Source organism: Rhodococcus sp. NPDC003383, from assembly GCF_053589115.1.
Genome location: NZ_JBSFRG010000001.1, coordinates 83,944 through 107,355 on the forward strand (window position 1 = coordinate 83,944; position 23,412 = coordinate 107,355).

Genomic DNA, 23,412 nt, shown 5'->3' on the forward strand with positions numbered 1-23,412 from the left:
CCGGATTCGGTCGGCCCGGCCGCGCCCGGCGTCAGCCGGCCCACCCGGCGGCACGCACCGCGGCGACGGCACCGCCGTCGACGAGCAGATCGGTGCCGGTGACGAAACCGGCCTGCGGATCGAGGAGGAACGCGACCGCGGCGGCGATGTCGTCGGGCGTGCCGAGGCGACCGGTCGCGGACATCTCGACCATCGCGCGCATGTTCGCGCCGGACTCGCCGGCGAGTTCCTCCTGGCCCATCGGGGTGGAGATGACGCCGGGGCTGATCGAGTTGATGCGGGCACCCCGCGCGCCCCACGCGGCGGCCGCCGCCTGCACGCGCAGAGCGTTCGCGCGCTTGGCGACCACGTAGGCCATCGCGGGATGCCCCAGCGTTTCCGGTGCGAGGAACGGCAGGTCGAGCAGTTCGCCGGTCGGGGTGGTCGCGAGCGCCTTCTCCTGGTCGGCGGGCAGCCCGCCGGACATGTGCCCCGCCATGCTGGCGATGACGACGCCCGCACCGCCGGACGCGACGACGCGCGCGAACTCGTCGAGGACCAGGGCGACACCGAGCAGGTCGACGCGCAGGATGGCCTCGGTGGGCGCCTGCACGGGCGAGAGCCCCGCGGTGTGCGCGATGTGGGTGACGCGCCCGAGTCCGGCGGCGGCGTCCGCGAGGGCGACGACCGAATCGCGTTCGGAGACATCGACTGTCCGTTCGGTGACGTCGTGGCCCTCGCCGCGCAGTGTCGCAGTCGCTGCCGCGAGCGTGGTCTCGTCGAAATCGGCGAGCAGCACCTTCCGGCCGCTGCCGAGGCGGCGGGCGATCGCCAGTCCCATGCCGCCTACGCCGATGACGACGACGACGTCCTTGTCCATCCGTGCCTCCCGTGGTGATCGGATGGACGCGACTGTAGAGCAGGGGCGACCCGGATCACATCACGCAGCAGGAGTGGATCGCGTCACATCCGCGGCTGGCCCCGGTTCGGGTCGCGCACGTCGATGCCGGCTTCGGTCCACGCGTCGCGCAGCGCACCGGCGCCGCGCAACCGCTTCCACGCGGCCTCGGTGCCGGTGAGCGGAACGGCGTCGAAGAACCGGACCGGATCGGCGGGTTCGGGCAGCTCCAGGTCGGGAATGTCGCTGGGTCCGAGCAGCACCGCGGTGAACGGCGCGTTCTCCCACAGTGGTTCACCGAGATCGAGCAGTGCGTCGTCGGTCAGGACGACACCTTCGACGGCGGGCAGCGCCGCGAGGATCGCGAGGGTGCGGTGAACACCGGCGGTGATGCCCTCCGCATTCCGCAGGCTCAGGACCAGCTCGGCGCGGGGGCCGCGGGTGGGATCGGCGACCATCGCCGTGGGATCGCCCATGGGATGCCGCGAACAGCCGAGCGTGACGAACCGGGTGACCCCGGAGTCCGTCGACCGGAACCGCAGCACCTCGATGGGTTCGAGACCCAGGAACGTCACCGATGCCGATTCCGGGTCGGCACCGGACGCACCGGCGACATGCTCGGTGAGGTGGGCACGGACTGCAGGGAGTACAGCGTCGGTCACCCCTGCAATGTACGCCGCGCGCGGCATTCGTCCCGGGTGGCGGGTCAGCGGTCGTCGTCGACGAATCGCACCCGGTGGTCGGCGGTCGCCGGGGCCGCGAAGTCCAGCAGCCGCAGCCCTTCCGCTTCGAGCGCGGACCGGTTCGCGGCCGTGAGCCTGCGCCACGGTGTGATATCCAGTGCCGCAGCATGTTTCGTAATCCTCAGGTCGGCGATACCCGAGACGGTCCCGCCGACGAGCACGGCCGGCTTGACGATGCCGTTCTGCGTCATGATGCGGCGCCGGTTCTCGTCCGAGATCAGCCGCGACCGGTCGGCATGCGAGAGCAGCACGTTGTCGTAGGGCGCGAGGATGCGCGCCGGGGCGGGGGTCGCGGGATCGGGGCGCGGTGCGTCGGGCAGGTCGAACAGTTCGACGCCGCGCTCGTCGCGGAAGACCTCGAGCCGCGGCCGCAGCCGCTCGAAGACCTCGCCGAGCCGGGTGAGCCCGCACCACGCCTGCGCGTCCCGCACGCTCGCGGGCCCGAACGCCCCGAGGTAGCGCAGCAGCAGCGACTCCGGGTCCGGTGCGACCGGCGGGTGACCGGCCCACTCGTCGAGCACGGCCAGCCGCGGCTGCCCGGACCTGCCCCACAGACCGCGCGGCGGCACCTGCACCATCGGCACGAGTCCGCGCACCCCGTGCGCGAGGGCTTTCGGATCGCGGCCCGGGAACCGTTCGGCGAGCAGCGGTTGCAGTTCCTGCTGACTGCGCGGCACGTCGCGGACCAGTTCGCGTCCGGCGGCGGCGAGCGCGTCCCGATCCACCCCGGCCAGCGCGGCGGCGTAGGCGGTGTTGGTGTCCAGGTCGCGGTCGAGCAGCGGCTGCACCCACGGACGCAGCGCGGCCGCGTCTGCCGCCGAGACCGCGAAGATCGTGCCGCGCATGAGGACGATCCGCACGACCGCGCGGGCGGCGATGAGGCCGGAGAGGGACTCGGGTGCGAATCGCCGGATCCGGCTCCACAACGCGAGATAGGGCGGGAGGGGTGCCTGCGCCTGCAGACCCAGCAGGTGCTCGATCATCGGCAGCGGACCGAGGTCGCTGCGGCGCAGCAGGTGCTGGCGCGCGAGGGTCGCGCGGCCGAGCTCACGGTTCGTGAGGGTGCGGGGCGTCACCGACCCACCTTCGCACCCCGGTGTCCTGCGTGCCGGTCGCTCGCACGCTGTCGTGGTTCGTCACTGCTACGGTCGGCTGATGGCGAGATCGGACACGTTGCGTACCCGACTGTTGTTGCCCGCACTGTGTCTCGTCGTCACCACCGTCGCGGTGATGCAGACGGTCGTGGTGCCCATCGTCGGCACCATCCGCGCACAACTCGGCGTGAGCACCACCGCGTCCGGCTGGCTGCTCACCGCGAACCTCCTGGCCGCGGCGGTCGCGACCCCGGTTCTCGGGCGGCTCGCCGACCTGCGCGGCAAACGCTCGATCCTCCTCGGAATCCTGTGGGTGGTGCTGGCCGGGTCTCTGCTGTGCGCCGTCACCGATTCGTTCGCGCTGCTCGTCGTCGGCCGCGTGCTGCAGGGCGCGTCGTTCGCGTTGTTCCCCGTGGGCATCGCGGTGCTCCGCGACGAGATCGCCCCGGATCGGCTCGTCGGCGCGATGGGACTGCTGTCCGGAACGATGGGCGTCGGCGGGGCGATCGGCATGGTTCTCACCGGCACGACCGTGTCGGGCGACACCGATTACCGGCGGGTGTTCTGGCTGTTGGTGCTGTTCAACCTGGCCGGGCTGGTGATGACGTTCGCCGTCGTCCCGAAGCGCACTGCCGCGGCGCACGGCCGGATCGACTGGGCCGGGGCGGTACTGCTGTCGATCGGACTGGCCCTCGCGCTGCTGGCGCTGTCGGAGGGCGGCACGTGGGGCTGGGGTTCACCGGCGACGCTGCTGTGCGCGGCCGGCGGCCTGATCGTGCTCGCCGGCTGGTTCGCGTTCGAACGACACGTCGACGAACCGCTCGTCCCGCCGCGCATGCTCACCCACCGGCCCGTGCTCGTGCTGCACCTGGCGGCACTGCTCGTCGGGGTCTCGATGTTCGTGAACTTCCTCGCGACGTCGTACTTCGTCCAGACACCGCCGGCCGCGGGCTACGGATTCGGCGCGACGGTGCTCGAGGCGACCGCCGTGTACATGCTGCCGGGCGCGCTGGTCGGGGTGATCGCCGCGGCACTGGCGGGCCGTCTGGTTCATCGCTTCACCGCCAAGTTGGTCCTCGGGGTGTCCTGCGTGATCGGCACGGCCGGGTTCGTGCTCATCGCCGTGCTGCACGACCGGAGCTGGCACATCATCGTCTCGGGCATCCTCGTCTCGGTCTTCGTCAGCCTCGCCTACGCGGCGCTGCCCGCGCTGCTCGTCGCGGAGGTCCGGCCCGACGAGACCGGTGTCGCCAACAGCATCAACTCGATCGCCCGGACCGTCGGCAGTTCCCTGAGCAGCGCGCTGGTCACCACGCTGCTCGCGACGCTCGTCGGCGCGGGCGGATTCGCGAAGCAGTCCGCCTTCGTCGCCGCGTTCGGGCTCGCCGCGGTCGCCGCGACCGCCGCCGCGGTCCTGGTGTTCGTCACGGTGCGGGCGCCCTCGCGGCCGCTCACCGACGTCGAGGAGGACGAGGTCGAGGCGACGGCGCTGGCCGCGGAATGGGCCGTGGTCGACGGGCTCGCCGGCGGCCGGGTCCCTACTACCGGCAGAACCGATCTCGCGGGTACGCCGGAGCACCCGTAACGGGAATTCCCCGTGTAGGTCCGGCCCCGATCACCACGGGGCGTGATACAGCACGCTCGACACGAGGGCAGCGACCGCGAGGGCGAGGAACGTCAGGACGTTCGCGAGCCGCCCCGGATCGTGGTCGCGCACCCGTATGTGGGCGCCGACGGCGGCGAGGAAGTACAGCACGAGAGCGACCGCCGTGACCACGCCGAGCACGGGGACCGCGAATCCCACGATCAGCCCGACCGCACCCGCTCCCAGGAGCGCACCCAGTCGCGGCACCCACGAGCGGGGCAGCTCCACGACGTCGGCTGCGGCCACGACGAGCCGGTGCCGAACCAGGCTCAGCGTTGCGGCACTCGCCATCGCGACGGCGGCGAGGACGGTGATTGCGATGTATGAGGTGTCCATGAGCTTCTCCGTCCGATAGTCCTGTCGTCTGTTCGACGTTTCGGACGCCCGGATCGTGACTCCCGCATCGGGCTCGTCCCCATCCACGACGCGTTTCGGAATCCGCCACGCTGCAGCGTGGGCGGATTCGCATTCACCGCGTCGATCGTCGGGGCTTCGGTCACTCACCCCGCAGACGGCTGACCGCTGCATTCGCCGCCGAGGCCGCGCGCTCGGCCTCCTTCGCGTCCTGCGCCGCGGCTTTGGCGGCACTGCGCGCGAACTCGCGCTGCTCTTCGGCGTGCTGGAGTTGTTCGCGCAGCTCCCGCACCCGCGTCTCGTGGCGAGTGAGTTCCTGCTCGGCTCGTTCGGTCGCGGCGCGGGCCTCGACGACCGCCGCGTGGGCGTCTTCCGCGTCGGCGATCGCGCGTTTCAGTTCGGCCGCGCGGGCCTTCTCCTTCTCCTTCTCTGCGGCGCGCGCCTGCTCGTCCTCGGACTCCTCGGTCGCGGTGTCCTTCGCCCGATCGCGGACGACGTGCAGCGGAGCCGCACCGGTGTCTCCGAATCCGCTGTATTCGAGCGAGGTTTCGAGCCGCCCGGCACGCACCCGTTCCTCGATGTCCGGGTCGGCGAGAGCGGCGTTGAGGGTCTGCCCGACCTCACGCAGCGCCGCCTCGCTCACCCGGCGTCCGCGCGCGACGGCCAGACGGCCCGCCTCCCGTTCGAGCGCCCCGACCGCGTGCCGACGCTGGTTCGACAGCTTGCGCAGATCGCTGCCGGACAGGCGGCGTTGGGCCTTGCGCAGGGCCTCGCCGAGGTCGAGCAGCGCGGCGAGTTCGTCGGCGCGGTCGCGGGCGAGCAGATTCACCAGCCACGCCGCGACCGTCGGTTTGCGCAGCCTGCCGATCGCCGCTGCCGTGTCCCGATCGCCTGCCTTGCGGGCCTGCGCGACGTATTCGTCCCTGGCCGCGACGAAGTCGTTCGGGTCGAGGCCGTACAGCTCGTCGGCGATCTCCTCGGGATCCACGTCTGCGTCCGCCACCGCGTCACCGGAACTCGTCGACGTGGGCGTGCGCCCACTGGGCGAAGGTCGTGGCCGGTCGGCCGAGAACGTCCTCGACGGTCCGCGTGACCTGCTGCGGACGACCGATCATGGATGCTCTGCCGTCGAGATACCAGCCCGCGTACTCCCCCATCGACCGCTGCAGCAACGTCTCCGCCTCTTCGCGGCTCACCTCGCGGAACGGCACCTCACGGCCGAGCACCCGGCCGATCTCGCGGACGATGTCGGGGTGGGTGAGCGACTCGGGGCCGGTCAGCTCGTAGGTACGGCCCGCATGGGCGTCGTCGAGCAGTGCCCGGGCAGCGACCGCCGCGATGTCCTCGAGGGCGATCGGGGCGGTCGCCGCCGTCGGGTACGCACCGCGCACCTCGCCGGTGGTGCGGATCTGTTCCGCCCAGATCAGGGCGTTCGACATGAACTCCCCCGGCTCGAGATGCGTGCAGGCCAGTCCGGATCGTTCGACGTCGGCCTCGATGCCGTGCCAATCCGAGCCTTCCCCGCCGGTCAGCGTCACGATCCTGCGCACACCGGCGTCCCGGGCCAGCTGCGCGACCGCACCGGCCACGGCCGGCACCGGCGCCAGGTAGAGGACGTCGACGTCGTCGAACACACCGTCCAGGGACTCCGGCCGGCCCACGAATCCCTTCGCGACCTCGACCCCGTCGGGCAGCGCGGCACGAACCGGGTTCACCGTCAGCGCCCGGATCGGGGGAACGGACCGTTCGGTCCCGGTGCGCACGAGCTCGTCGACGACCAGCCGCCCCACATTGCCCGTGGCTCCGGTCACGAGGATCGCCATGGGGCGAGACTACGTCGATCCCGCCCCGCAGGGAGCCGGTCCAGGGCGTGTCTCCTGATCCCTCTCGGATGCACCTGGCGAAACAATCGTCGTCCTGCAAGGCGGAGGAGAAGCCGATACCGGGGTTGTATCGGCGCCGACGACAACGCAGCAGGGCGGCGATTGGGCGACTGGTGCGCCGAAATGGGGATTGGGAGACATGCCCTAAATGGCCAGCTTGGCGAGCAGGTCGCGGGCCCGTTCGGCGGTCTTCGGTTCGCACAGCACGTCGTAGCGGCCGGCGACCAGCTGCATCGTCGACGAGAAGTCCCGCTGGCCGCGTGTCGCGGCATACGGGATGGTCGCCGAAATCAGACCGAACACGATGCCACCGACCAGGCCGACGAGCAGCGGACCGAGGAAATCGGTCGAGAAGATTCCCAGCAGGAGACCGAAGAACAGGCCGAGCCAGGCACCCGACACGATTCCCCCGCCGATGACCTTCGGCCACGTCAACCGGCCGGTGACACGCTCGACCTGCATGAGGTCGACACCGACGATCGTGACGTCCTGAACCGAGAAGTTCTGGTCGGACAGGTAGTCGACGGCGTGCTGGGCCTCGGCATAGGTCGCGTACGAGCCGACCGGCCAACCACTCGGCGGGGTCGGCAGACCCGGGGCGGGTCGGCCGGGCTGTCCGAGAGGGTTCGTCATGGGCATGAACTCCTTTTTCGCGGGGCGACGCGCACGTCGCTTCGCAGTCGGGGGCGGCGCACAGCTCCGGCTGTGCGCACGTGTCCATTCTGCCCGGTTGACGACTCCCGCGTGGCTACTGCGGCGGGTCGAACACCGTGGTGCGCGTCATGCCCGCCGCGCGGCCCTTCGCGGAGATCACCAGAGCCATCTTCCGGCTGGCCTCGTCGATCATCTCGTCCCCGAGCATCGCCGCGCCGCGCGCGCCGCCGGCGGCCGAGGTGTGCCACTCGTAGGCGTCGAGGATCATCTCGGCCTTGTCGTAGTCCTCCTGCCGGGGGCTGAAGACCTCGTTGGCCGCGTCGATCTGGCTCGGGTGCAGCACCCACTTGCCGTCGAAACCGAGGGCGGCGGTGCGCTGCGCCGATCGGCGGAACGCCTCGACGTCGCGAATCTGCAGGTAGGGACCGTCGATGGCCTGCAGCCCGTGGGCGCGGGCAGCCATGAGGATCGTCATCAGGATGTGGTGGTAGGCGTCCCCGCGGTCGTACCCGTCGGGCTGTTCGCCGACGACGAGGGTGCGCATGTTGATGCTGGCCATGAAGTCGGCAGGACCGAACACGAGCGTCTGGACGCGCGGGCTGGCCGTCGCGATCTCGTTGATGTTGGTCAGGCCGATGGCGTTCTCGATCTGCGGTTCGATACCGATCGCGCCGACCTCGAGGCCGTGCGCCTTCTCCACCTGCGTGAGCAGCAGATCCAGGGCCTTGACGTGGCTCGCGTCGGGCACCTTGGGCAGCAGGATCGCGTCGAGGTGCGCGCCCGCGCCGCCGACGACGGACGTGACGTCGAGGTAGGTGGCGTCGGTGGTCCAGTCGTTGACGCGCACGACCTTGAGCTGCTCGCCCCAGCCGCCCTCGTTGAGCGCGTCGACGATGTTCGTGCGGGCCTCTTCCTTCGCCAGCGGCGACACCGCGTCCTCGAGGTCCAGGAAGATCTCGTCGGCGGGCAGGCCCTTCGCCTTCTCGATCATCTTCCGGCTGCTTCCGGGGACGGCGAGTACGGATCGACGCGGCTTGTACGAGAACGACATGAGCTGGACGGACCTCCCGTTTGCAGTTTCGGCGCCCCCACGCCCTGACCCGGCCATCATGTCAGCAGTGACCGAACCCTGAACGACCACCCGTCTGTGGCGTGGATTTCACGGCGGGGGCGCGGGGCCGGGCGGTGCGGCGTGACCGGCGGGGGCCGCTCTTATGCTTGGCTGGTCCGGCACCGAATTCGTGGGGAGTGACCACTTGGCAGCAGTGAGCAAGGTGTTCGCGGCCAGGCTTGCGGGCCTGGTCGTTCTCGGACCCGACGGCGAATCGATCGGTCGCGTCCGCGACGTCGTGCTCACCATCCGGATGGGACGCCAGCAGCCGCGTGTCATCGGCCTCGTCGTCGAGCTGCCCACCCGGAGGCGGATCTTCGTGCCGATGCTGCGCGTCACCGCGATCGAGCCGGGCGCGGTGACCCTCACGACCGGAAACGTCAGTCTGCGCCGATTCAAACAGCGTCCGACCGAGATCCTCGCCCTCGCCCAGGTGCTCGATTCGAAGGTCCGGGTCGACGACCCGGAACTGCCCGAGCTCGCGGGGGTCGACGCGGTCGTCGTTGATCTCGGCATCGAGCTGACCCGCACCCGCGACTGGCTCGTCACGCGCGTCGCGGTACGGCAGCACCGGGGCCGGCTCGCCCGGCGCTCGGCGATCCACGTCGTGCGGTGGCAGCACATCTCCGGGCTCACCGCGGCAACGCTGGCCATGCCCGGCCAGGGCGTCTCGCAACTGCTGCTGCAGTTCGAGGACATGCGCCCGGCGGACGTCGCGCTGGCGCTGCGGGAACTGCCCGAGAAGAGACGCAACGAGGTCGCGGTCGCGCTGGACGACGAACGCCTCGCCGACGTCGTGCAGGAGTTGCCCGCCGACGACCAGACCGAGCTGCTAACCAGCCTCGGTGTCGATCGCGCCGCCGACGTGCTCGAGGCGATGGACCCGGACGACGCGGCCGACCTGCTCGGTGAGCTCCCCGAAACCGAAGCCGAATCGCTGCTGCAGTTGATGGACCCCGAGGATTCGGAGCCGGTGCGCCGCCTGCTCGAGCACTCGCCCGACACCGCCGGTGGTCTGATGACCCCGGAGCCGGTCGTGCTCACCCCGGCCACGACTGTTGCGGAGGCGCTTGCGCGGGCACGCAACCCGGACCTGACACCGGCGCTGGCGTCGATGCTGTTCGTCGTGCGGCCCCCCACCGCGACCCCCACGGGCCGCTACCTCGGCTGCGTGCACCTGCAGCAGTTGCTGCGCGAACCGCCCGCGAGCCTGGTCGGCGGCATCGTCGACAACGACCTGCCCCGGCTCGATCCCGGCGATTCCCTGACGGCCGTCACCCGGTACTTCGCGACCTACAACCTGGTGTGCGGTCCGGTGGTCGACGACGAACAGCATCTGCTCGGCGCGGTCACGGTCGACGACGTGCTCGATCACCTGCTGCCCGAGGACTGGCGTGAAGAGGAGACCGACGATGAGTGACCGCACCACTCTGGCCAGCCAGCGTCTCGACACGCCGCGGTCGTCCCGGTTCCGGCTCAACTTCGACGCGGAGGCCGTCGGCCGGGTCAGCGAGTCGATCGCGCGCTTCCTCGGGACCGGCCGCTATCTGCTGATCCAGACGATCATCGTCGTGGTGTGGATCTCCCTGAACATCCTCGCGGTGGACCTGAAGTGGGATCCGTACCCGTTCATCCTGCTCAACCTGGCGTTCTCGACCCAGGCGGCGTACGCGGCACCGTTGATCCTGCTGGCACAGAACCGTCAGGAGAACCGCGACCGGGTCTCGCTGGAGGAGGACCGCGCGCGGGCCGAGCAGACGAAGGCGGATACCGAGTTCCTCGCACGGGAACTCGCCGCCCTGCGGCTCGCGGTCGGCGAGGTCGCGACCCGCGACTATCTGCGCCGCGAACTGGACGACCTGCGTGCCCTGCTCGTCGACACCGAGGACGAGTCCGCCCGGTCCGGGAGCCAGGCGAAGGCGCGCAGCGCGCGGCGCTGACGCCACCCGGTGCGCGGCGCTGACGTCATCCCGAGCGAGCACTCGGCTCGACTGTTCTGTAATCTCCGTCACAGACATGCCGGGTCGGGCGGCGTGGGGGTCCGAGTTCGTGACTTGTGCGGGGAATGCTGTGCAACGCAATGCTGTGCAACGCAATGCTGTGCAACGCAATACAAGGGGTGGTCGTGTGCGGTGGCAGGGTCTGATCGCGGTGCCGGTGATTCTCGCGGCGGGATATGCGGCCGCATCGTCGTCGGCAGCACCGTTGACCGAACCGGCTGCCGCGGCCGAGGAAGCCGTGACGACCACGGCCGGGGCCGTGGGGATCGTCCCGGGCACTCCCGCGCCGGGTACCCCGCCACGCGGCCCGGCGGCCGCCCCCGCGGGCATTCCCACCGACCCGCTGGCGCAGTTCCCGCCGGATGTCACGGTCCAACCCGGCCAGCCGTCCCCCGTGCTCGCGGCGGAGGGTCCGCTCGCGGTGCCCGAACTCGTCTACTACGCGTATCGCGCTGCGGAGATGCAGTTGCAGATCGACACGCCCGGGTGCGGGCTGCCGTGGAATCTGCTCGCGGCGGTCGGGCGGCTCGAATCCGGGCACGCCGAGGGCGGCCGTACCGATGTGCTCGGCACACTGAGCACCCCGAAGGTGTCGCCGAACGGTGAACTCGGCCCGATGCAGCTGCCGGCGGCGGTGTGGGACCAGTACGCGGTGGACGGCAACGCCGACGGACGCACCGATCCGCAGAACGTGTTCGACCAGTCCCTCGCGGCGGGCCACTGGATGTGCGCGAACGAGGCGAACCTGCGGGAGCCGGAGGGTCGCGCCCGGGCGATCGCACTGTTCGACCCCCGCCCGGAATACCGGGTGAACGTCGAGGCGTGGTCGGCTGCGTACGAGAAGGGTGCGGCCACGTCGCCGGGCGTGATCACCCCGCCGCCGATGCCCACGACCACGGTCCGGCCGGTTCCCGACGCCGCGGATGTCGCGGCCCCCGAGCCGGTGGCACCACAGCCGGTCGCATCCCAGCCGGTCGTCGTGGAGGAGCCGGCCGCGCCTGCTCCGGAGGCTCCGGCTCCCGCTTCCCCGGCCCTGCCGGAAATCCCCTGCCTGGTTCCCGCGCTCTGCCAGCAGTAGTCGGTGTGCCTTTGTGGCGGCCCCAGCCGTCACAAAGGCACACGGGCGCGCAGCGCACCCTGTTACATCACGTTTGAATAACGGAATAATTTCAGATCGTGTTATCGTCGGTCGGCCAGATAACGGAGGCATCTCGCAAGGGTGCCCGAGGGAAGGTAGCGAGTGGGCCGGCACAACAAAGTTACGACGTCCAAGTTGCGACGGAATTCCGTCATCGCAGTAACAGGACTCGTACCGGTGGGCCTGGTCACCGCGGCCGCCGCCACCGCGGGCGCGACCTCGAAGAGCTTCCTCGGTATCCACCAGACCGCCGGCTCCGCCGAGGCCGAAACCGCTGCCGCCGACACGACTCCCGCCGAGGTCGTCCAGTCCGTCGCGCCGGTCGCCGACCTGATGGTGGCGCCGGAACCCGCAGCCGCACCCGCCCCGAAGGCCGCGCCGGCACCCGAACCGGAACCGGCCGCACCCGTCGTCCGGCAGCAGGGGCCGCTCGGGATCCCCGCGGTGAACTTCGCCGCCTACCAGAACGCCGAACGCATCCTCGCCGCCGAGAACCCCGGCTGCGGCATGTACTGGACGCTGCTCGCGGGCATCGGCCGTGTCGAATCGGGCCACGCCAACGGCGGACGCGCCTCCGACGACGGCAAGCTCTTCGATCCCGTCATCGGGCTTCCCCTCAACGGCAGCCTGCCCGGCCAGGCCACCATCTACGACACCGACGGCGGCGCCCTCGACGGCGACACCGTCTACGACCGCGCGGTCGGCCCGATGCAGTTCATCCCCACCACCTGGAACCAGTACGCGGGCGACGGCAACGGCGACGGCGTCGCCGATCCGCAGAACCTGTTCGACTCCACCCTGACGACCGCCAAGTACCTGTGCGACGGCGGCCTCGACATGCGCAACGTCGCACAGGCCACCAAGGCCATCCACCGCTACAACAATTCGATGGCCTACGTCGCGAACGTCCTGGCCTGGTCCGCGGCCTATTCGACCGGCATCGAGCCCAGCCCCGTCGACCTGCCGCGCATCCACTGATCCGTACCCGCCTACGATGGGCGCCATGGCAGTGAGTGAATCCGAAATCCGCAGTGCCCTCTCCCGGGTGCAGGATCCGGAGATCCGCAAACCCATCACCGAACTCGGGATGGTCAAGAGCATCGACATCGACGCCGACGGAAACGTCGCCGTCGCCGTCTACCTCACCACCGCCGGGTGCCCGCTGCGCACCGAGATCACCGAACGCGTCACCAAGGCCGTCGCCGACGTCGCCGGGGTCGGTGCCGTCGACGTGACCCTCGACGTGATGAACGACGAACAACGCACCGAACTGCGCAAGTCGCTGCGCGGGGACTCCACCGAACCGGTCATCCCGTTCGCCCAGCCCGGATCGCTGACCCGCGTCTACGCGGTCGCGTCCGGCAAGGGCGGGGTCGGCAAGTCGTCGGTCACGGTCAACCTCGCGGCCGCGATGGCCGCGCGCGGTCTGTCCGTGGGCGTCCTCGACGCCGACATCTACGGTCACTCGATCCCGCGCATGCTCGGCACCGACGCCAAGCCCACGCAGGTCGAGCGCATGATCATGCCGCCGATCGCGCACGACGTGAAGATGATCTCCATCGCCCAGTTCACGCAGGGCAACACTCCGGTCGTGTGGCGCGGGCCGATGCTGCACCGCGCGCTGCAGCAGTTCCTCGCCGACGTGTTCTGGGGCGACCTGGACGTGCTGCTGCTCGACCTGCCGCCCGGCACCGGTGACGTCGCGATCTCCGTGGCCCAGTTGATCCCGGGCGCCGAGATCCTCGTCGTCACCACCCCGCAGCAGGCCGCTGCGGAGGTCGCCGAGCGGGCCGGGTCGATCGCGCTGCAGACCCGTCAGCGCATCGCCGGTGTCGTGGAGAACATGTCGTGGCTCGAACTGCCCGACGGTACCCGCATGGACGTCTTCGGCACCGGCGGCGGCCAGGCCGTCTCCGAACGGCTCACCCGCGCGGTCGGCGCGCAGGTCCCCCTGCTGGGGCAGATTCCGCTCGACCCGGCGATCCGGGAGGCCGGCGACGCCGGAACCCCGATCGTGCTCAGTGCCCCGGATTCCGCCGCCGGAACGGCGCTGCGCGAGATCGCCGAGAAGCTCGCGGTGCGGCGCCGCGGCCTGGCCGGCATGTCGCTGGGTATCGACACCACCCGTCACCTCTGAGCGTCACGGCCGGGCCCCATACCGGGGCTCAGCCGGCGCCGACACCCGATTCACCCCGTCGCCGCGCCTCCTCGAGCCGCCGGATCAGGGTCGCCGCGTCGAACGGTCCGGTGTGCCGGAGCAGATCCTCCCCGGACACGCCCAGATAGAACGTGGGGGTCTGGGTGATCTCGCCGACCTCGGCGTCGACGGCATCGTCGACGACCCGCAACCGCGTGGCACCGGTCCGCAACGTCTCCTCGAAACGCTCCAGGTCCACACCCAACTCGGCCGCGTAGCCGTAGATGTCGTCCTCGCCGAGGCGGTCGGCGTGCGCGAACAGCTGATCGTGCATCTCCCAGAACAGGTCCTGCTCCGCCGCGGCCTCGCTGGCCTCGGCGGCGAACCGCGCGTTCGGGTGCGCCTCGTCGCGCGGAAGGTGCCGGAACACGTACCGCACCGCGTCCCCGAAATGCGCGTGCACGTCTCGGATGCTACCGGTGGCCCGGCTGCAGAACGGGCATTCGAAGTCGCCGTACTCCACGAGCGTCAGCGGCGCGTCGACCGGGCCGCGGATGTGGTCCCGCCCCACCTCGACCGGGCGCGGCAGGAACCGGCTCGTCACCGGGACCGGGCCGCGCCGCCGGTCGTCGATGCGGAACAGCACCCACCCCACCACGGTGGAGACGACGGCGGCGGCGAGCACCGCGACCCGCGCGTCGTTCGCGAGGGTCGGCGACGGGATCGCCAGATCCACGATGAACAGGGAGATGGTGAACCCGATCCCGGCGAGCGCGCCGCCACCGGCGATCTGCGACAGCGTCAGCCCCGGCGGCAGCGCCCCCGGACGCATGCGGGTGAACAGCGCGACCGCGCCGGTGATGCCGACGAACTTGCCGACCACCAGACCGAGCAGGATGCCCCACGCGAGCGACGACCGCACCGCGGCACCGACCGCCTCCGCGCTCAGCACCACCCCGGCGTTCGCCAACGCGAACACGGGTACGACGAGAAACGACGTGTAGGGGCCGTAGAGCCGCAGCAGGCGCTCGTTGACGGACACCGCGCGGAGCACACCCAGCTGTGCCGCCCGCGCATAGTCCGAGTTCGGTGACTGCCGGAACGCACGGGCGAGTTCCCCGGCCCTCTCGACCTCGCTGCGCCGGGGTGGATACACCGGAAGTATCAGCGCGATCAACACCCCGGACAGAGTCGGGTGGACACCGGACTCGTAGAACGCCACCCAGGTGGCCGCCGCCACCAGGAAGTACACGACGCCGCGCCAGACCGCGAGGCGACGCAGCAACGCGATCCCCAGCAGCCCGATCGCGCCGAACACGAGAGGCCCGACCCGCAGATCGTCGGTGTAGAACAACGCGATCACGCCGAGCGCCCCGATGTCGTCGGCGACCGCGAGGGTGAGCAGGAAGATCCGCAGCCGGGCCGGGCACCGCGGGCCGACCAGCGCGAGCGCGCCCATGACGAACGCCGTGTCCGTGGAGATCACGACACCCCACGCTCCGGCCGCCTCACCGCTCGGGTTGAGCAGCAGGAACAGCACGACCGGCACCGCCAGCCCGGCGACCGCCGCGACGACCGGGACCGCGGCCCGGGTCCGATCGGTGAGCTCGCCGATGGTCAGCTCACGCTTGACCTCGAGCCCCACGACGAAGAAGAACAACGTCATCAGCGCGTCGTTGACCCAGTGCTGCAGGTCCATGCCGATGCCGTAGTCGCCGATCTGCACGGTCAGCGGCAGATGCCAGAACGCCTCGTAGGAGTCGCCGAGGTTCGCCCAGATCAGCGCCGCCACGGTCGCCGCGAGCAGAAACGCCGCCGACGCCGAATCCTCGTCGGTGATCTCGCGGATGCCGGCGAGCCGGGCCGCGAGACGGCCGCGCCGCACAGGGGTTCGGACCTCCTGTGCTGCCACGGCTATCCGATCAGATCCCGCGCGCTCAGGTCGCGTCGGTGTCGATCGGGGGCAGCTCCCCCGCTCCGAGCGGTTTCGCCGCCGGCGGTTTCGGTGCCGGCTTGTCGAAGTTGCCGGTGAGGATCGAATCGTCGCCGTCGAGCAGATGCTTGGTGATGACGGCCTTCGGGGTCATGCCCCGCAGTTCGTTCAGCTCGGACAGCGGCTTGCGCAGGTCCTCGAACTCCGGTCCGAGTTCGTCCTTGAGCTGCTGGCGGGCGCCGGACGCGTAGTCGCGCACCTGACGCAGCGACTTCGTCACCCAGGAGACCGCGCCGGGCAGCCGCTCGGGTCCCAGGACCACGAGCGCCGCCACGAGGAGCACCATGAACTCGCCCCAACCGATGTTGCCGAACACCGTTCCAGAGTACGTGGTCGGATACCGGGGCGTGCGGTTGACGTGCGCAGATCACAACCGGTGCCGAGAGGCTCCCGGCCGGTCAGTCCGATTCGGGGGTCACCTGCACGTCGACGAGACGGCCGCTGCGCACGAGCTGGACGGTCACCGGTTCCCCGATCCGCTGCTCGTGAACCGCCACGACCAGCTCGTCCGCGCTGGTCACCGTGCGGTCGCCGACCTTGACGATCACGTCGCCCTCGACGATCCCGGCACGCTGGGCCGGGCTGTCGGCCTGCACGTTCGCGACCTCCGCCCCACTTGCGGCGTCGTTGACGACCGTGCGGGCGTTCACCCCGATCTCCGGGTGGTGCATCTCCCCGCTGCGGATCAGTTCCTGGGCCACCTGCGTGACCGTGTCGATGGGAATCGCGAAGCCGAGCCCGACCGAACCGCCGGTCTCCGTCTTGATCGCCGAGTTGATGCCGATCACGCGACCTTCCGCGTCGACGAGCGGACCACCGGAGTTGCCGGGGTTGATGGACGCATCGGTCTGCACGGCGTCGATCACGGCGTCGGTGTCGGTGCCCTGCCCGCCCAGGCGCATCGGCCGATGCAGGGCGCTGACGATGCCGCGCGTGACGGTCTTGCTCAGGCCGAGCGGCGAGCCGACCGCGATGACGTCCTCACCGACCTGCACGTCGGCGGACCGTCCCAGTTCGGCGACCGTCAGGTTGTCGACGTCCTCGACCGCGAGCACCGCGAGGTCGGTGTGGATGTCGCGGCCGACGATCGAGGCGGGCACCTTGGTGCCGTCGTTGAAGGTCACCTGGATCTTCGCGTCGGGGCTGCTCGCCGCCATCGACACGACGTGGTTGTTGGTGACGATGTACCCGGCGCCGTCGATCACGACCCCGGAACCGGTGCCGGCCTCGTCGCCGAGCGTCACCTGGATCGACACGACCGCCGGGAGCACCGCGTCGGCGACCCGCGCGACCTGCCCGGTGGGCAGTTCGTCGTCGCCGGCGATCTGCGAGAGCGAGACACCGCGGCTGGTCAGGGATCCGTTGTCGGCGGTCACCAGCGCGACGATCAAGCCGCCCACCATGCCGATCGCGACGGCGACCGCCGCGAGGGTCGCGAGAGCGCGCGGTTCGACGCGACGGTCGAACAGCACCTCCCGCAGGGTCAGTTTCCGTCCGGGCGGCAGAACCTGCTCACCCGCCTGCTGCGCGGCGGGTCCGAGCCGTACCGGGGTCGACGGATCGCGCCAGGGATCGGGTTCGGGGGCCTCGTTTCCGGCATCGGCGCCGGCTGCGGCGGGCGGTCGCTGCAGGGTTTCGGGGGCGTCGTCGGGCCGGCCGAACGCCTCGGCGAGGACCGGGTCGGCGGGCGGGACGTGCGCTACCGGGGGTTCGGCGGCGCGGGCGCGGGCGGCGTCGGTGAACGATCCGGCCGTTCCCGAGGGCCGGCCGAAGACCCGCGCGGCGGCGGGGTCGACCGCGGGCCGGTACACCGGGCGCGGTTCCAGGCGTGGCGCATCCGCCGGACGTTCGATCGCCGGGGACGCGGCGGCGGGGCCTGCCGGCTCACCGTCGGTGGCTTGCCACCCGGACTGCTGCACTGATTCCGCTTCCGCCGTCACGCGTGTCCGTCTCCCCCGTCGTGGTCACTCACGGTGCCCAGTATCACCGATGGGGCCCGGTATCTCCGACGGGCCCGCGTATTCGGGTGGGGCAGCATGTTCAGGTAGATCAGCGTATCCGGGTGGGTCAGCGGCGCCGGCGGATGGACCAGCGGCGTGCCCCCGGCCACATCTGTTCCAGCCCGGGCAACAGCGACTGCGGTGCGTGCGCGGGGGAATCCTGGAGATGGGTGGGGATGTTGCTGAGCGCACCGAGCAGGGAACTCGGCATCTGCGGTGCCCGACGGGCGGCGTTGCGCAGCGCGTGACGTGCCTGCTGCTGGGCCTCCACCTCGGCTGCGCACTCGGGGCACATCGCCAGGTGCTGGGACGCCCGCAGGTACGCGTTCATCCGCAGTTCGCCGTCGACGTACGCCGCGACGGCTTCGCTGGCGAGATGCTCAGTGGAGCCGAACTGTCGGGGCGGGAACCCCATAGTCATCAGACCCTCCTGGCGGCTACCCCGCACGGACTCGACCGGACTCGTTCTCCGCATTCTGACGGAGATGCTCGCGCAGTGCCTGGCGACCCCGGTGGATGCGGCTGCGCACCGTGCCGAGTTTGACGCCGAGCGTGGCACCGATCTCCTCGTACGAGAGTCCTTCGATGTCACACAGCACCACAGCCGCACGATACTCCGGCGCCAGCGAATCGAGCGCGGACTGCAGGTCTGCGTCGAGACGGGCGTCGTGGTAGATCTCCTCCGGGTTCGGCCCCTCGGCGGGAACCCGGTCGTAGTCCTCGGGCAACGCTTCCATGCGGATGCGGTTGCGGCGGCGCACCATGTCCAGGAACAGGTTCGTGGTGATGCGGTGGAGCCAGCCCTCGAACGTGCCGGGCTGGTAGTTCTGGAGGGACCGGAACACGCGGATGAACGTGTCCTGGGTGAGGTCTTCGGCGTCCTGCGCGTTGCCGGACAGCCGGTAGGCCAGCCGGTACACGCGGTCGCCGTGTTCGCGGACCAATTCGTCCCACGACGGCATCGCCCCACGATCGCCCGTGGCGTCGAAGACCGCCGTGCCGCTCAGCTCGGCGACCGCGTCACCGTCGGTGCTGCCGTCGAACACGTCGGAACCGGTGAGGGCCCCGCCGGAGGCGGTTAGGGCACGAGTAACGCTCGTGGGGGTATCGACCATGTGGATCGCTGGATCCTCCTCTTCGGGACCGCCGATCGAGAACTGTCACGTACCCTGTCGAACGCTCGGGGCGGCCGGATTGTTCCCCGACCCGTGTGACATCCGTCGACCGTTGCAGCGCGGTCTGCGCCGCGCAGTCTGCTCTGCGTGTGGCTACACCCTCCCCTTTCCCCATGTGCCACCCCTATGAGTAACCTGAGGCGGAGCTGAGAATTCATCCCCCGGGTCGTGCGCGCCTGCCTGCGCGGACGCGATCTCGACGCTAGCCTCGACCCGTGCAGACCAATGCCGAACGGATTCTGGCCCACGCCGAGAACGTCGTCGTCGAGGACGAGCTGCTCGTCGCGGCGCGCGAACGTGCCCTCGACCTGGGCGCCGATCCGATCCCGCCCTCCGTCGGCGCCGCGCTCGCCCTTTTCGCCCGGATGCTCGACGCGAAGACCGTCGTCGAGATCGGGACCGGCGCCGGTGTCAGTGGACTGTGGCTGCTGCACGGCCTGCGCGAGGACGGCGTGCTGACCACGATCGACAGCGAGCCGGAGCATCAGCGGGCCGCGAAGGAGGCGTTCCGCGATGCCGGGATCGCGGCCTCGCGCACCCGGCTCATCAACGGACGCGCCCTCGACGTGCTGCCGCGGCTGGCCGACTCCGGCTACGACCTGATCTTCGTCGACGCAACCCCCGCCGACCACCCGCACTACGTGCGCGAGGGTGTGCGTCTGCTGCGCCCCGGTGGGGTCCTGGTCCTGCACAACGCGCTGCTCGGCGGACGGGTCACCGACCCGAGCGAACGGGACGCGACCGTCCTGTCGGTCCGGGACGCGGCCCGCGCGGTCTCGGCGGACGACCGCCTCTCCCCGGTGGTGCTGCCCCTCGGCGACGGGCTGCTGTGCGCGGTGCGGATCAGCTGATCCGGGACTGCTCCGTCAGATCCACACACCCTTGCCGATGGCGACGACCCCGCCGTTGCTGACCGCGAACCTCTGACGGTCGCGTTCGAGATCGACACCGATGATCTCGCCGTCGCCGACCACGACGTTCTTGTCGAGGATCGCGCGACGCACCACCGCGCCCTTGCCGATGCGCACGCCCGGCATCAGAACGCTGCCCTCCACGGTCGCTCCGTCCTCGACCATGACGTTCGAGCTGAGCACCGAGTTGCGGACGGTCGCGGCGGACAGGATGCTGCCCGCCCCGACGATCGACTCCTGCGCGAGTCCGCCCTGCACGAACTTCGCGGGCGGCAGGTTCTCGGCGGCGCCGCGGATCGGCCAGCGCTTGTTGTAGAGGTTGAAGATCGGGTGCACGGACACCAGGTCCATGTGGGCGTCGTAGAAGGCGTCCAGCGTCCCCACGTCCCGCCAATAGGCGCGGTCGCGTTCGGTGGCGCCGGGCACGACGTTGTCGTTGAAGTCGTAGACGTGGGCAGCACCCTGGGCGACCAGCGCCGGGATGATGTCGCCGCCCATGTCGTGGTCGGAATCGGAATTCTCGGAGTCCGCCCGCAACGCCTCCACCAGCACCTTGGTGGTGAACACGTAGTTGCCCATCGACGCGAACGTCACGTTCGGGTCGTCGGGAGTTCCGGGCGGGTGCGCGGGCTTCTCCAGGAACTGGGTGATGCGGCCCTGTTCGTCGCTGTCGATGCAACCGAACGCGTACGCTTCGCTGCGCGGCACCCGGATCCCGGCGACGGTGACGCCCGCACCGGATTCGATGTGCTGGCGCACCATCTGCTCCGGATCCATGCGGTAGACGTGGTCCGCGCCGAACACGACGATGTACTCGGGATCCTCGTCGTACACCAGGTTCAGAGACTGCAGGATCGCGTCGGCGCTGCCGGTGTACCAGCGCGGACCGAGCCGCTGCTGCGCGGGAACCGGCGTGATGTATTCGCCGGTGAATCCGGACAGCCGCCACGTCTGGGAGATGTGACGGTCCAACGAGTGGGACTTGTACTGCGTCAGCACGCAGATGCGCAGGTAGCCCGCGTTCACCAGGTTGCTCAGCACGAAGTCGATCAGACGGTATGCGCCGCCGAACGGCACGGCAGGCTTGGCGCGGTCGGCCGTCAGCGGGTACAGGCGTTTGCCCTCGCCGCCGGCGAGCACGATTCCAAGCACATGTGGCTGGCTCCTCACACAGTCAACCTATCCGCCACCCCACAACGCCGCCAGCGATGCGCAACATCGACACGCAGAGGTGACCCCGGTAGCCGGAACATCGCGAGCCGGATAGTTTGAGCGGGTGCGGGTGGCAATGATGACGCGGGAGTACCCGCCCGAGGTCTACGGCGGAGCCGGAGTGCACGTCACCGAGCTCGTGGCGCAGCTGCGACGGCTCTGCGACGTGGACGTGCACTGTATGGGTGCGCCCCGCGAGGGCGCGTTCGTCCACGACCCGGATCCGGCGCTCGCCGGCGCGAATGCCGCGCTGACGACGCTGTCGGCCGAGCTGCGGATGGCGCACGCGGCGAGCGGCGTCGACGTGGTGCACTCGCACACCTGGTATTCCGGCCTGGCCGGGCACCTGGCGGCCGAACTGTACGACGTGCCCCACGTGCTCACCGCCCACTCGCTCGAACCGCGGCGGCCGTGGAAGGCCGAGCAGCTCGGCGGCGGTTACCGCATCTCGTCGTGGTCCGAACGCAACGCCGTGCAGTACGCCGACGCGATCATCGCGGTCAGCGCCGGGATGCGGCTCGACGTCCTCGACGCGTACCCGTTCGTCGATCCGGCGAAGGTGCACGTGGTCCGCAACGGAATCGACACCGGGGTGTGGCATCCGGGACCGGCGGAAGGGCCCGAATCGGCGCTCGACCGGCTCGGAGTCGATCCGGACCGGCCGATGGTCGCGTTCGTCGGCCGCATCACCCGGCAGAAGGGTGTCGGCCACCTGATCGCGGCGGCGCACCATCTCGACCCGGACATCCAGCTGGTGCTGTGCGCGGGCGCTCCGGACACCCCCGAGATCGCCGCCGAGACCGAACGCGCGGTCGCGGAACTGCAGGAGCTGCGCGGCGGCGTGTTCTGGGTCCAGGAGATGCTGCCCACCGAATCGGTCCGCGAGATCCTCTCGGCGGCACGGGTGTTCGTGTGCCCGTCGGTGTACGAGCCGCTCGGGATCGTGAATCTCGAGGCGATGGCCTGCGAAACCGCCGTGGTCGCGTCCGACGTCGGCGGTATCCCGGAGGTCGTCCAGGACGGCATCACGGGACGTCTCGTGCACTACAACTCGTACGAACCGCAGACCTACGAGCGTGCGCTCGCCGCGGCGGTGGACGAAATCGCGCTCGACGCGGATCTCGCCGCCCGGATGGGCCATGCCGGGCGCGATCGCGCGGTCGCCGAGTTCTCGTGGGCGCAGATCGCCCGGCAGACGCTCGCGGTCTACCAGGACGTCGCCGCGCGCCGGTGAGCCGGCAGGCGCGGTCGAGCGCTGCGCCGGCAGGCGCGGTCCAGCGCTGCGCCGGCAGGCGCGGTCCAGCGCTGCGCCGGTAGGGGCGGTTCAGTCGCGCCGGGTCCACACCGAGACGGTGACGGCCGCCGTCACCGGGAACGGCTCGGGCAGCTCCGCCAGCAGCGCCGCGCGGCGATCCGCCGTGATGTGATGGGCGGACGGTCCCATTCCCGCGAGCAGGGCGAGCTCGTCGTGGCCCAAAGCCATCGCGAATCGGAGCTCGCGGCGGTCCGTGCGGTCGAAGGCCCCGGACAGGGCCGCCCCGAGGCGTTCGGTCTTGCGGTCGTCGACCTGCACCATGCCGGGTAGCGCGACCAGTTCCTGCAGGTGCTCGGTCGTCGGGGTGACGACGACGAGCCGCCCGCCGGGTTCGAGCACCCGATGGGTCTCCTCGGCGTTGCGCGGGGCGAAGATCGACAGGACGTGACTGAGCGACCCGGTGCGCACCGGCAGCTGCCGCCACACGTCGGCGAGCACGGCACCGACGCGAGGATGGCTGCGGGCGATGCGGCGCACCGCGGGTTTGGAGACGTCGAGGCCGATGCCGCGCGAGTCCGGTAGCGCGTCGAGCACGGTGGCGAGGTACTGGCCGGTGCCCGCACCCACTTCGAGGATGCGCGCCGCCGGGGGGTTGTCGCCGGCCGGCGGAGTCTCGGCGCACGCACGGGCGACGGCGTCGCGGATGGGGTCGTAGTGTCCGGCGCCGAGGAAGTCTCCCCGCGCGGCGATCATCTCGGCGGTGTCCCCGGTGAAGCGGGTCGCGGCGCCGGTGAGAAGCGTGACGTAGCCCTGTTTCGCGACGTCGAAGTTGTGTCCGCTCTCGCACAGCAGGGCGGAGTCGTCGAGGTCCATGCCGAGTCCGCACTGCGGGCACGCGAGCAGATCGGTCACCGCGTCGAGCACCGGTGCTCCTCACAGATGGGGTCGTGGAACGAGTCCGGGCCCCGCGCATCGAGGAGCGCAGGGCCCGGATCGTCCGAAATCGGACAGATCAGCTGGTAACACTCTTGAGTTCGTCACCGAGGGCAGCAGCCTCTTCCGGCGTGAGCTCGACGACCAGACGTCCGCCTCCCTCGAGTGGAACCCTCATGACGATTCCTCGTCCCTCTTTGGTTGCTTCGAGGGGACCGTCCCCGGTCCGGGGCTTCATGGCCGCCATCCTCTGCTCCCTCCAAATCTGCGCTCAACGACTGAGCGCCTGGGTTACCG

At 70.5% G+C, this 23,412-nt stretch carries 24 protein-coding genes; 8 read left to right on the plus strand and 16 right to left on the minus strand.

What is annotated here, in order from left to right:
• Positions 1–31 precede the first annotated feature (31 nt).
• From ACWDTS_RS00315 to ACWDTS_RS00325, 3 genes are all read right to left on the minus strand, one after another.
• Positions 32–859: an SDR family oxidoreductase gene (locus tag ACWDTS_RS00315; RefSeq protein ID WP_197257413.1), complete on the minus strand. Its 828-nt coding sequence runs from the start codon at positions 857–859 to the stop codon at positions 32–34.
• Positions 860–942: 83 nt separating this feature from the next.
• Positions 943–1,539, minus strand: a complete 597-nt coding sequence (locus ACWDTS_RS00320; RefSeq protein WP_197257415.1) for a suppressor of fused domain protein — start codon at positions 1,537–1,539, stop codon at positions 943–945.
• 44 nt (positions 1,540–1,583) lie between these two features.
• On the minus strand, positions 1,584–2,696 hold the full coding sequence (locus ACWDTS_RS00325; protein ID WP_450117295.1) for a winged helix DNA-binding domain-containing protein: 1,113 nt from the start codon (positions 2,694–2,696) through the stop codon (positions 1,584–1,586).
• A 79-nt stretch (positions 2,697–2,775) separates the two neighbouring features.
• Between ACWDTS_RS00325 and ACWDTS_RS00330 the strand changes: the two genes are divergently transcribed.
• Positions 2,776–4,299 carry an MFS transporter gene (locus ACWDTS_RS00330; RefSeq protein WP_450117296.1) on the plus strand — a complete coding sequence of 508 codons (1,524 nt, stop codon included), beginning with the start codon at positions 2,776–2,778 and terminating at the stop codon, positions 4,297–4,299.
• Between the two features lie 30 nt (positions 4,300–4,329).
• Here ACWDTS_RS00330 and ACWDTS_RS00335 read toward each other — a convergent pair whose 3' ends face one another.
• From ACWDTS_RS00335 to ACWDTS_RS00355, 5 genes are all read right to left on the minus strand, one after another.
• The gene (locus ACWDTS_RS00335; RefSeq protein ID WP_450110032.1) at positions 4,330–4,695 is read right to left on the minus strand and encodes a DoxX family protein; all 366 of its coding nucleotides are present in this window, start codon (positions 4,693–4,695) and stop codon (positions 4,330–4,332) included.
• Positions 4,696–4,855: 160 nt separating this feature from the next.
• Entirely contained in the window at positions 4,856–5,716 is an 861-nt protein-coding gene (locus ACWDTS_RS00340; RefSeq protein ID WP_450110031.1) for a hypothetical protein, read from the minus strand.
• A gap of 4 nt (positions 5,717–5,720) precedes the next feature.
• The gene (locus ACWDTS_RS00345; RefSeq protein WP_450117297.1) at positions 5,721–6,536 is read right to left on the minus strand and encodes an NAD(P)H-binding protein; all 816 of its coding nucleotides are present in this window, start codon (positions 6,534–6,536) and stop codon (positions 5,721–5,723) included.
• A 204-nt stretch (positions 6,537–6,740) separates the two neighbouring features.
• A complete protein-coding gene (locus ACWDTS_RS00350) occupies positions 6,741–7,229 on the minus strand; it encodes a general stress protein (RefSeq protein ID WP_450110029.1) in 489 nt (162 codons plus the stop codon).
• A gap of 115 nt (positions 7,230–7,344) precedes the next feature.
• A complete protein-coding gene (locus ACWDTS_RS00355) occupies positions 7,345–8,301 on the minus strand; it encodes an HpcH/HpaI aldolase/citrate lyase family protein (RefSeq protein WP_197250214.1) in 957 nt (318 codons plus the stop codon).
• A 205-nt stretch (positions 8,302–8,506) separates the two neighbouring features.
• On the opposite strand from ACWDTS_RS00355, the gene ACWDTS_RS00360 reads away from it, so the two are divergent.
• The 5 genes from ACWDTS_RS00360 (at position 8,507) to ACWDTS_RS00380 (ending at position 13,636) form a co-directional block, all read left to right on the plus strand.
• Positions 8,507–9,781 (plus strand): magnesium transporter MgtE N-terminal domain-containing protein, encoded by a 1,275-nt coding sequence (locus ACWDTS_RS00360; RefSeq protein WP_197250213.1) that lies wholly within the window; start codon positions 8,507–8,509, stop codon positions 9,779–9,781.
• Positions 9,774–10,301 carry a DUF1003 domain-containing protein gene (locus ACWDTS_RS00365; RefSeq protein WP_197250212.1) on the plus strand — a complete coding sequence of 176 codons (528 nt, stop codon included), beginning with the start codon at positions 9,774–9,776 and terminating at the stop codon, positions 10,299–10,301. The genes ACWDTS_RS00360 and ACWDTS_RS00365 overlap by 8 nt, the downstream gene beginning before the upstream one ends.
• 187 nt (positions 10,302–10,488) lie before the next feature.
• Complete coding sequence (locus ACWDTS_RS00370; protein WP_450117298.1) at positions 10,489–11,439, plus strand: hypothetical protein; 951 nt, start codon at positions 10,489–10,491, stop codon at positions 11,437–11,439.
• A 162-nt stretch (positions 11,440–11,601) separates the two neighbouring features.
• Positions 11,602–12,477 carry a lytic transglycosylase domain-containing protein gene (locus tag ACWDTS_RS00375; RefSeq protein WP_450117299.1) on the plus strand — a complete coding sequence of 292 codons (876 nt, stop codon included), beginning with the start codon at positions 11,602–11,604 and terminating at the stop codon, positions 12,475–12,477.
• A gap of 25 nt (positions 12,478–12,502) precedes the next feature.
• Positions 12,503–13,636, plus strand: a complete 1,134-nt coding sequence (locus ACWDTS_RS00380) for an Mrp/NBP35 family ATP-binding protein (RefSeq protein WP_450110025.1) — start codon at positions 12,503–12,505, stop codon at positions 13,634–13,636.
• Positions 13,637–13,664: 28 nt separating this feature from the next.
• Here ACWDTS_RS00380 and nhaA read toward each other — a convergent pair whose 3' ends face one another.
• The 5 genes from nhaA to sigE all read right to left on the minus strand — a co-directional run bounded on the left by nhaA (position 13,665) and on the right by sigE (position 18,744).
• Positions 13,665–15,548, minus strand: a complete 1,884-nt coding sequence (nhaA, locus tag ACWDTS_RS00385) for a Na+/H+ antiporter NhaA (protein WP_450117300.1) — start codon at positions 15,546–15,548, stop codon at positions 13,665–13,667.
• A 25-nt stretch (positions 15,549–15,573) separates the two neighbouring features.
• Positions 15,574–15,945, minus strand: a complete 372-nt coding sequence (gene tatB / locus ACWDTS_RS00390) for a Sec-independent protein translocase protein TatB (RefSeq protein ID WP_197250207.1) — start codon at positions 15,943–15,945, stop codon at positions 15,574–15,576.
• 82 nt (positions 15,946–16,027) lie between these two features.
• The gene (locus tag ACWDTS_RS00395; protein ID WP_450117301.1) at positions 16,028–17,569 is read right to left on the minus strand and encodes a trypsin-like peptidase domain-containing protein; all 1,542 of its coding nucleotides are present in this window, start codon (positions 17,567–17,569) and stop codon (positions 16,028–16,030) included.
• Between the two features lie 127 nt (positions 17,570–17,696).
• The gene (locus ACWDTS_RS00400) at positions 17,697–18,050 is read right to left on the minus strand and encodes a zf-HC2 domain-containing protein (protein WP_450117302.1); all 354 of its coding nucleotides are present in this window, start codon (positions 18,048–18,050) and stop codon (positions 17,697–17,699) included.
• Positions 18,051–18,066: 16 nt separating this feature from the next.
• Positions 18,067–18,744: an RNA polymerase sigma factor SigE gene (gene sigE, locus ACWDTS_RS00405; protein ID WP_231609761.1), complete on the minus strand. Its 678-nt coding sequence runs from the start codon at positions 18,742–18,744 to the stop codon at positions 18,067–18,069.
• Positions 18,745–19,019: 275 nt separating this feature from the next.
• Here sigE and ACWDTS_RS00410 point away from each other — a divergent pair, with 275 nt between their 5' ends.
• Positions 19,020–19,655 carry an O-methyltransferase gene (locus ACWDTS_RS00410; protein WP_197250096.1) on the plus strand — a complete coding sequence of 212 codons (636 nt, stop codon included), beginning with the start codon at positions 19,020–19,022 and terminating at the stop codon, positions 19,653–19,655.
• Positions 19,656–19,670: 15 nt separating this feature from the next.
• On the opposite strand, the gene glgC is transcribed toward ACWDTS_RS00410, so the two are convergent.
• Positions 19,671–20,885, minus strand: coding sequence for a glucose-1-phosphate adenylyltransferase (glgC, locus tag ACWDTS_RS00415; protein WP_197250097.1), 1,215 nt, complete (start codon positions 20,883–20,885; stop codon positions 19,671–19,673).
• A gap of 106 nt (positions 20,886–20,991) precedes the next feature.
• Here glgC and glgA point away from each other — a divergent pair, with 106 nt between their 5' ends.
• Positions 20,992–22,161 (plus strand): glycogen synthase, encoded by a 1,170-nt coding sequence (gene glgA / locus ACWDTS_RS00420; protein ID WP_450117303.1) that lies wholly within the window; start codon positions 20,992–20,994, stop codon positions 22,159–22,161.
• Positions 22,162–22,251: 90 nt separating this feature from the next.
• On the opposite strand, the gene ACWDTS_RS00425 is transcribed toward glgA, so the two are convergent.
• On the minus strand, positions 22,252–23,106 hold the full coding sequence (locus ACWDTS_RS00425) for a putative RNA methyltransferase (RefSeq protein ID WP_450117304.1): 855 nt from the start codon (positions 23,104–23,106) through the stop codon (positions 22,252–22,254).
• An 88-nt stretch (positions 23,107–23,194) separates the two neighbouring features.
• A complete protein-coding gene (locus tag ACWDTS_RS00430; RefSeq protein ID WP_006554284.1) occupies positions 23,195–23,362 on the minus strand; it encodes a DUF3117 domain-containing protein in 168 nt (55 codons plus the stop codon).
• Between the last annotated feature and the right edge of the window lie 50 nt (positions 23,363–23,412).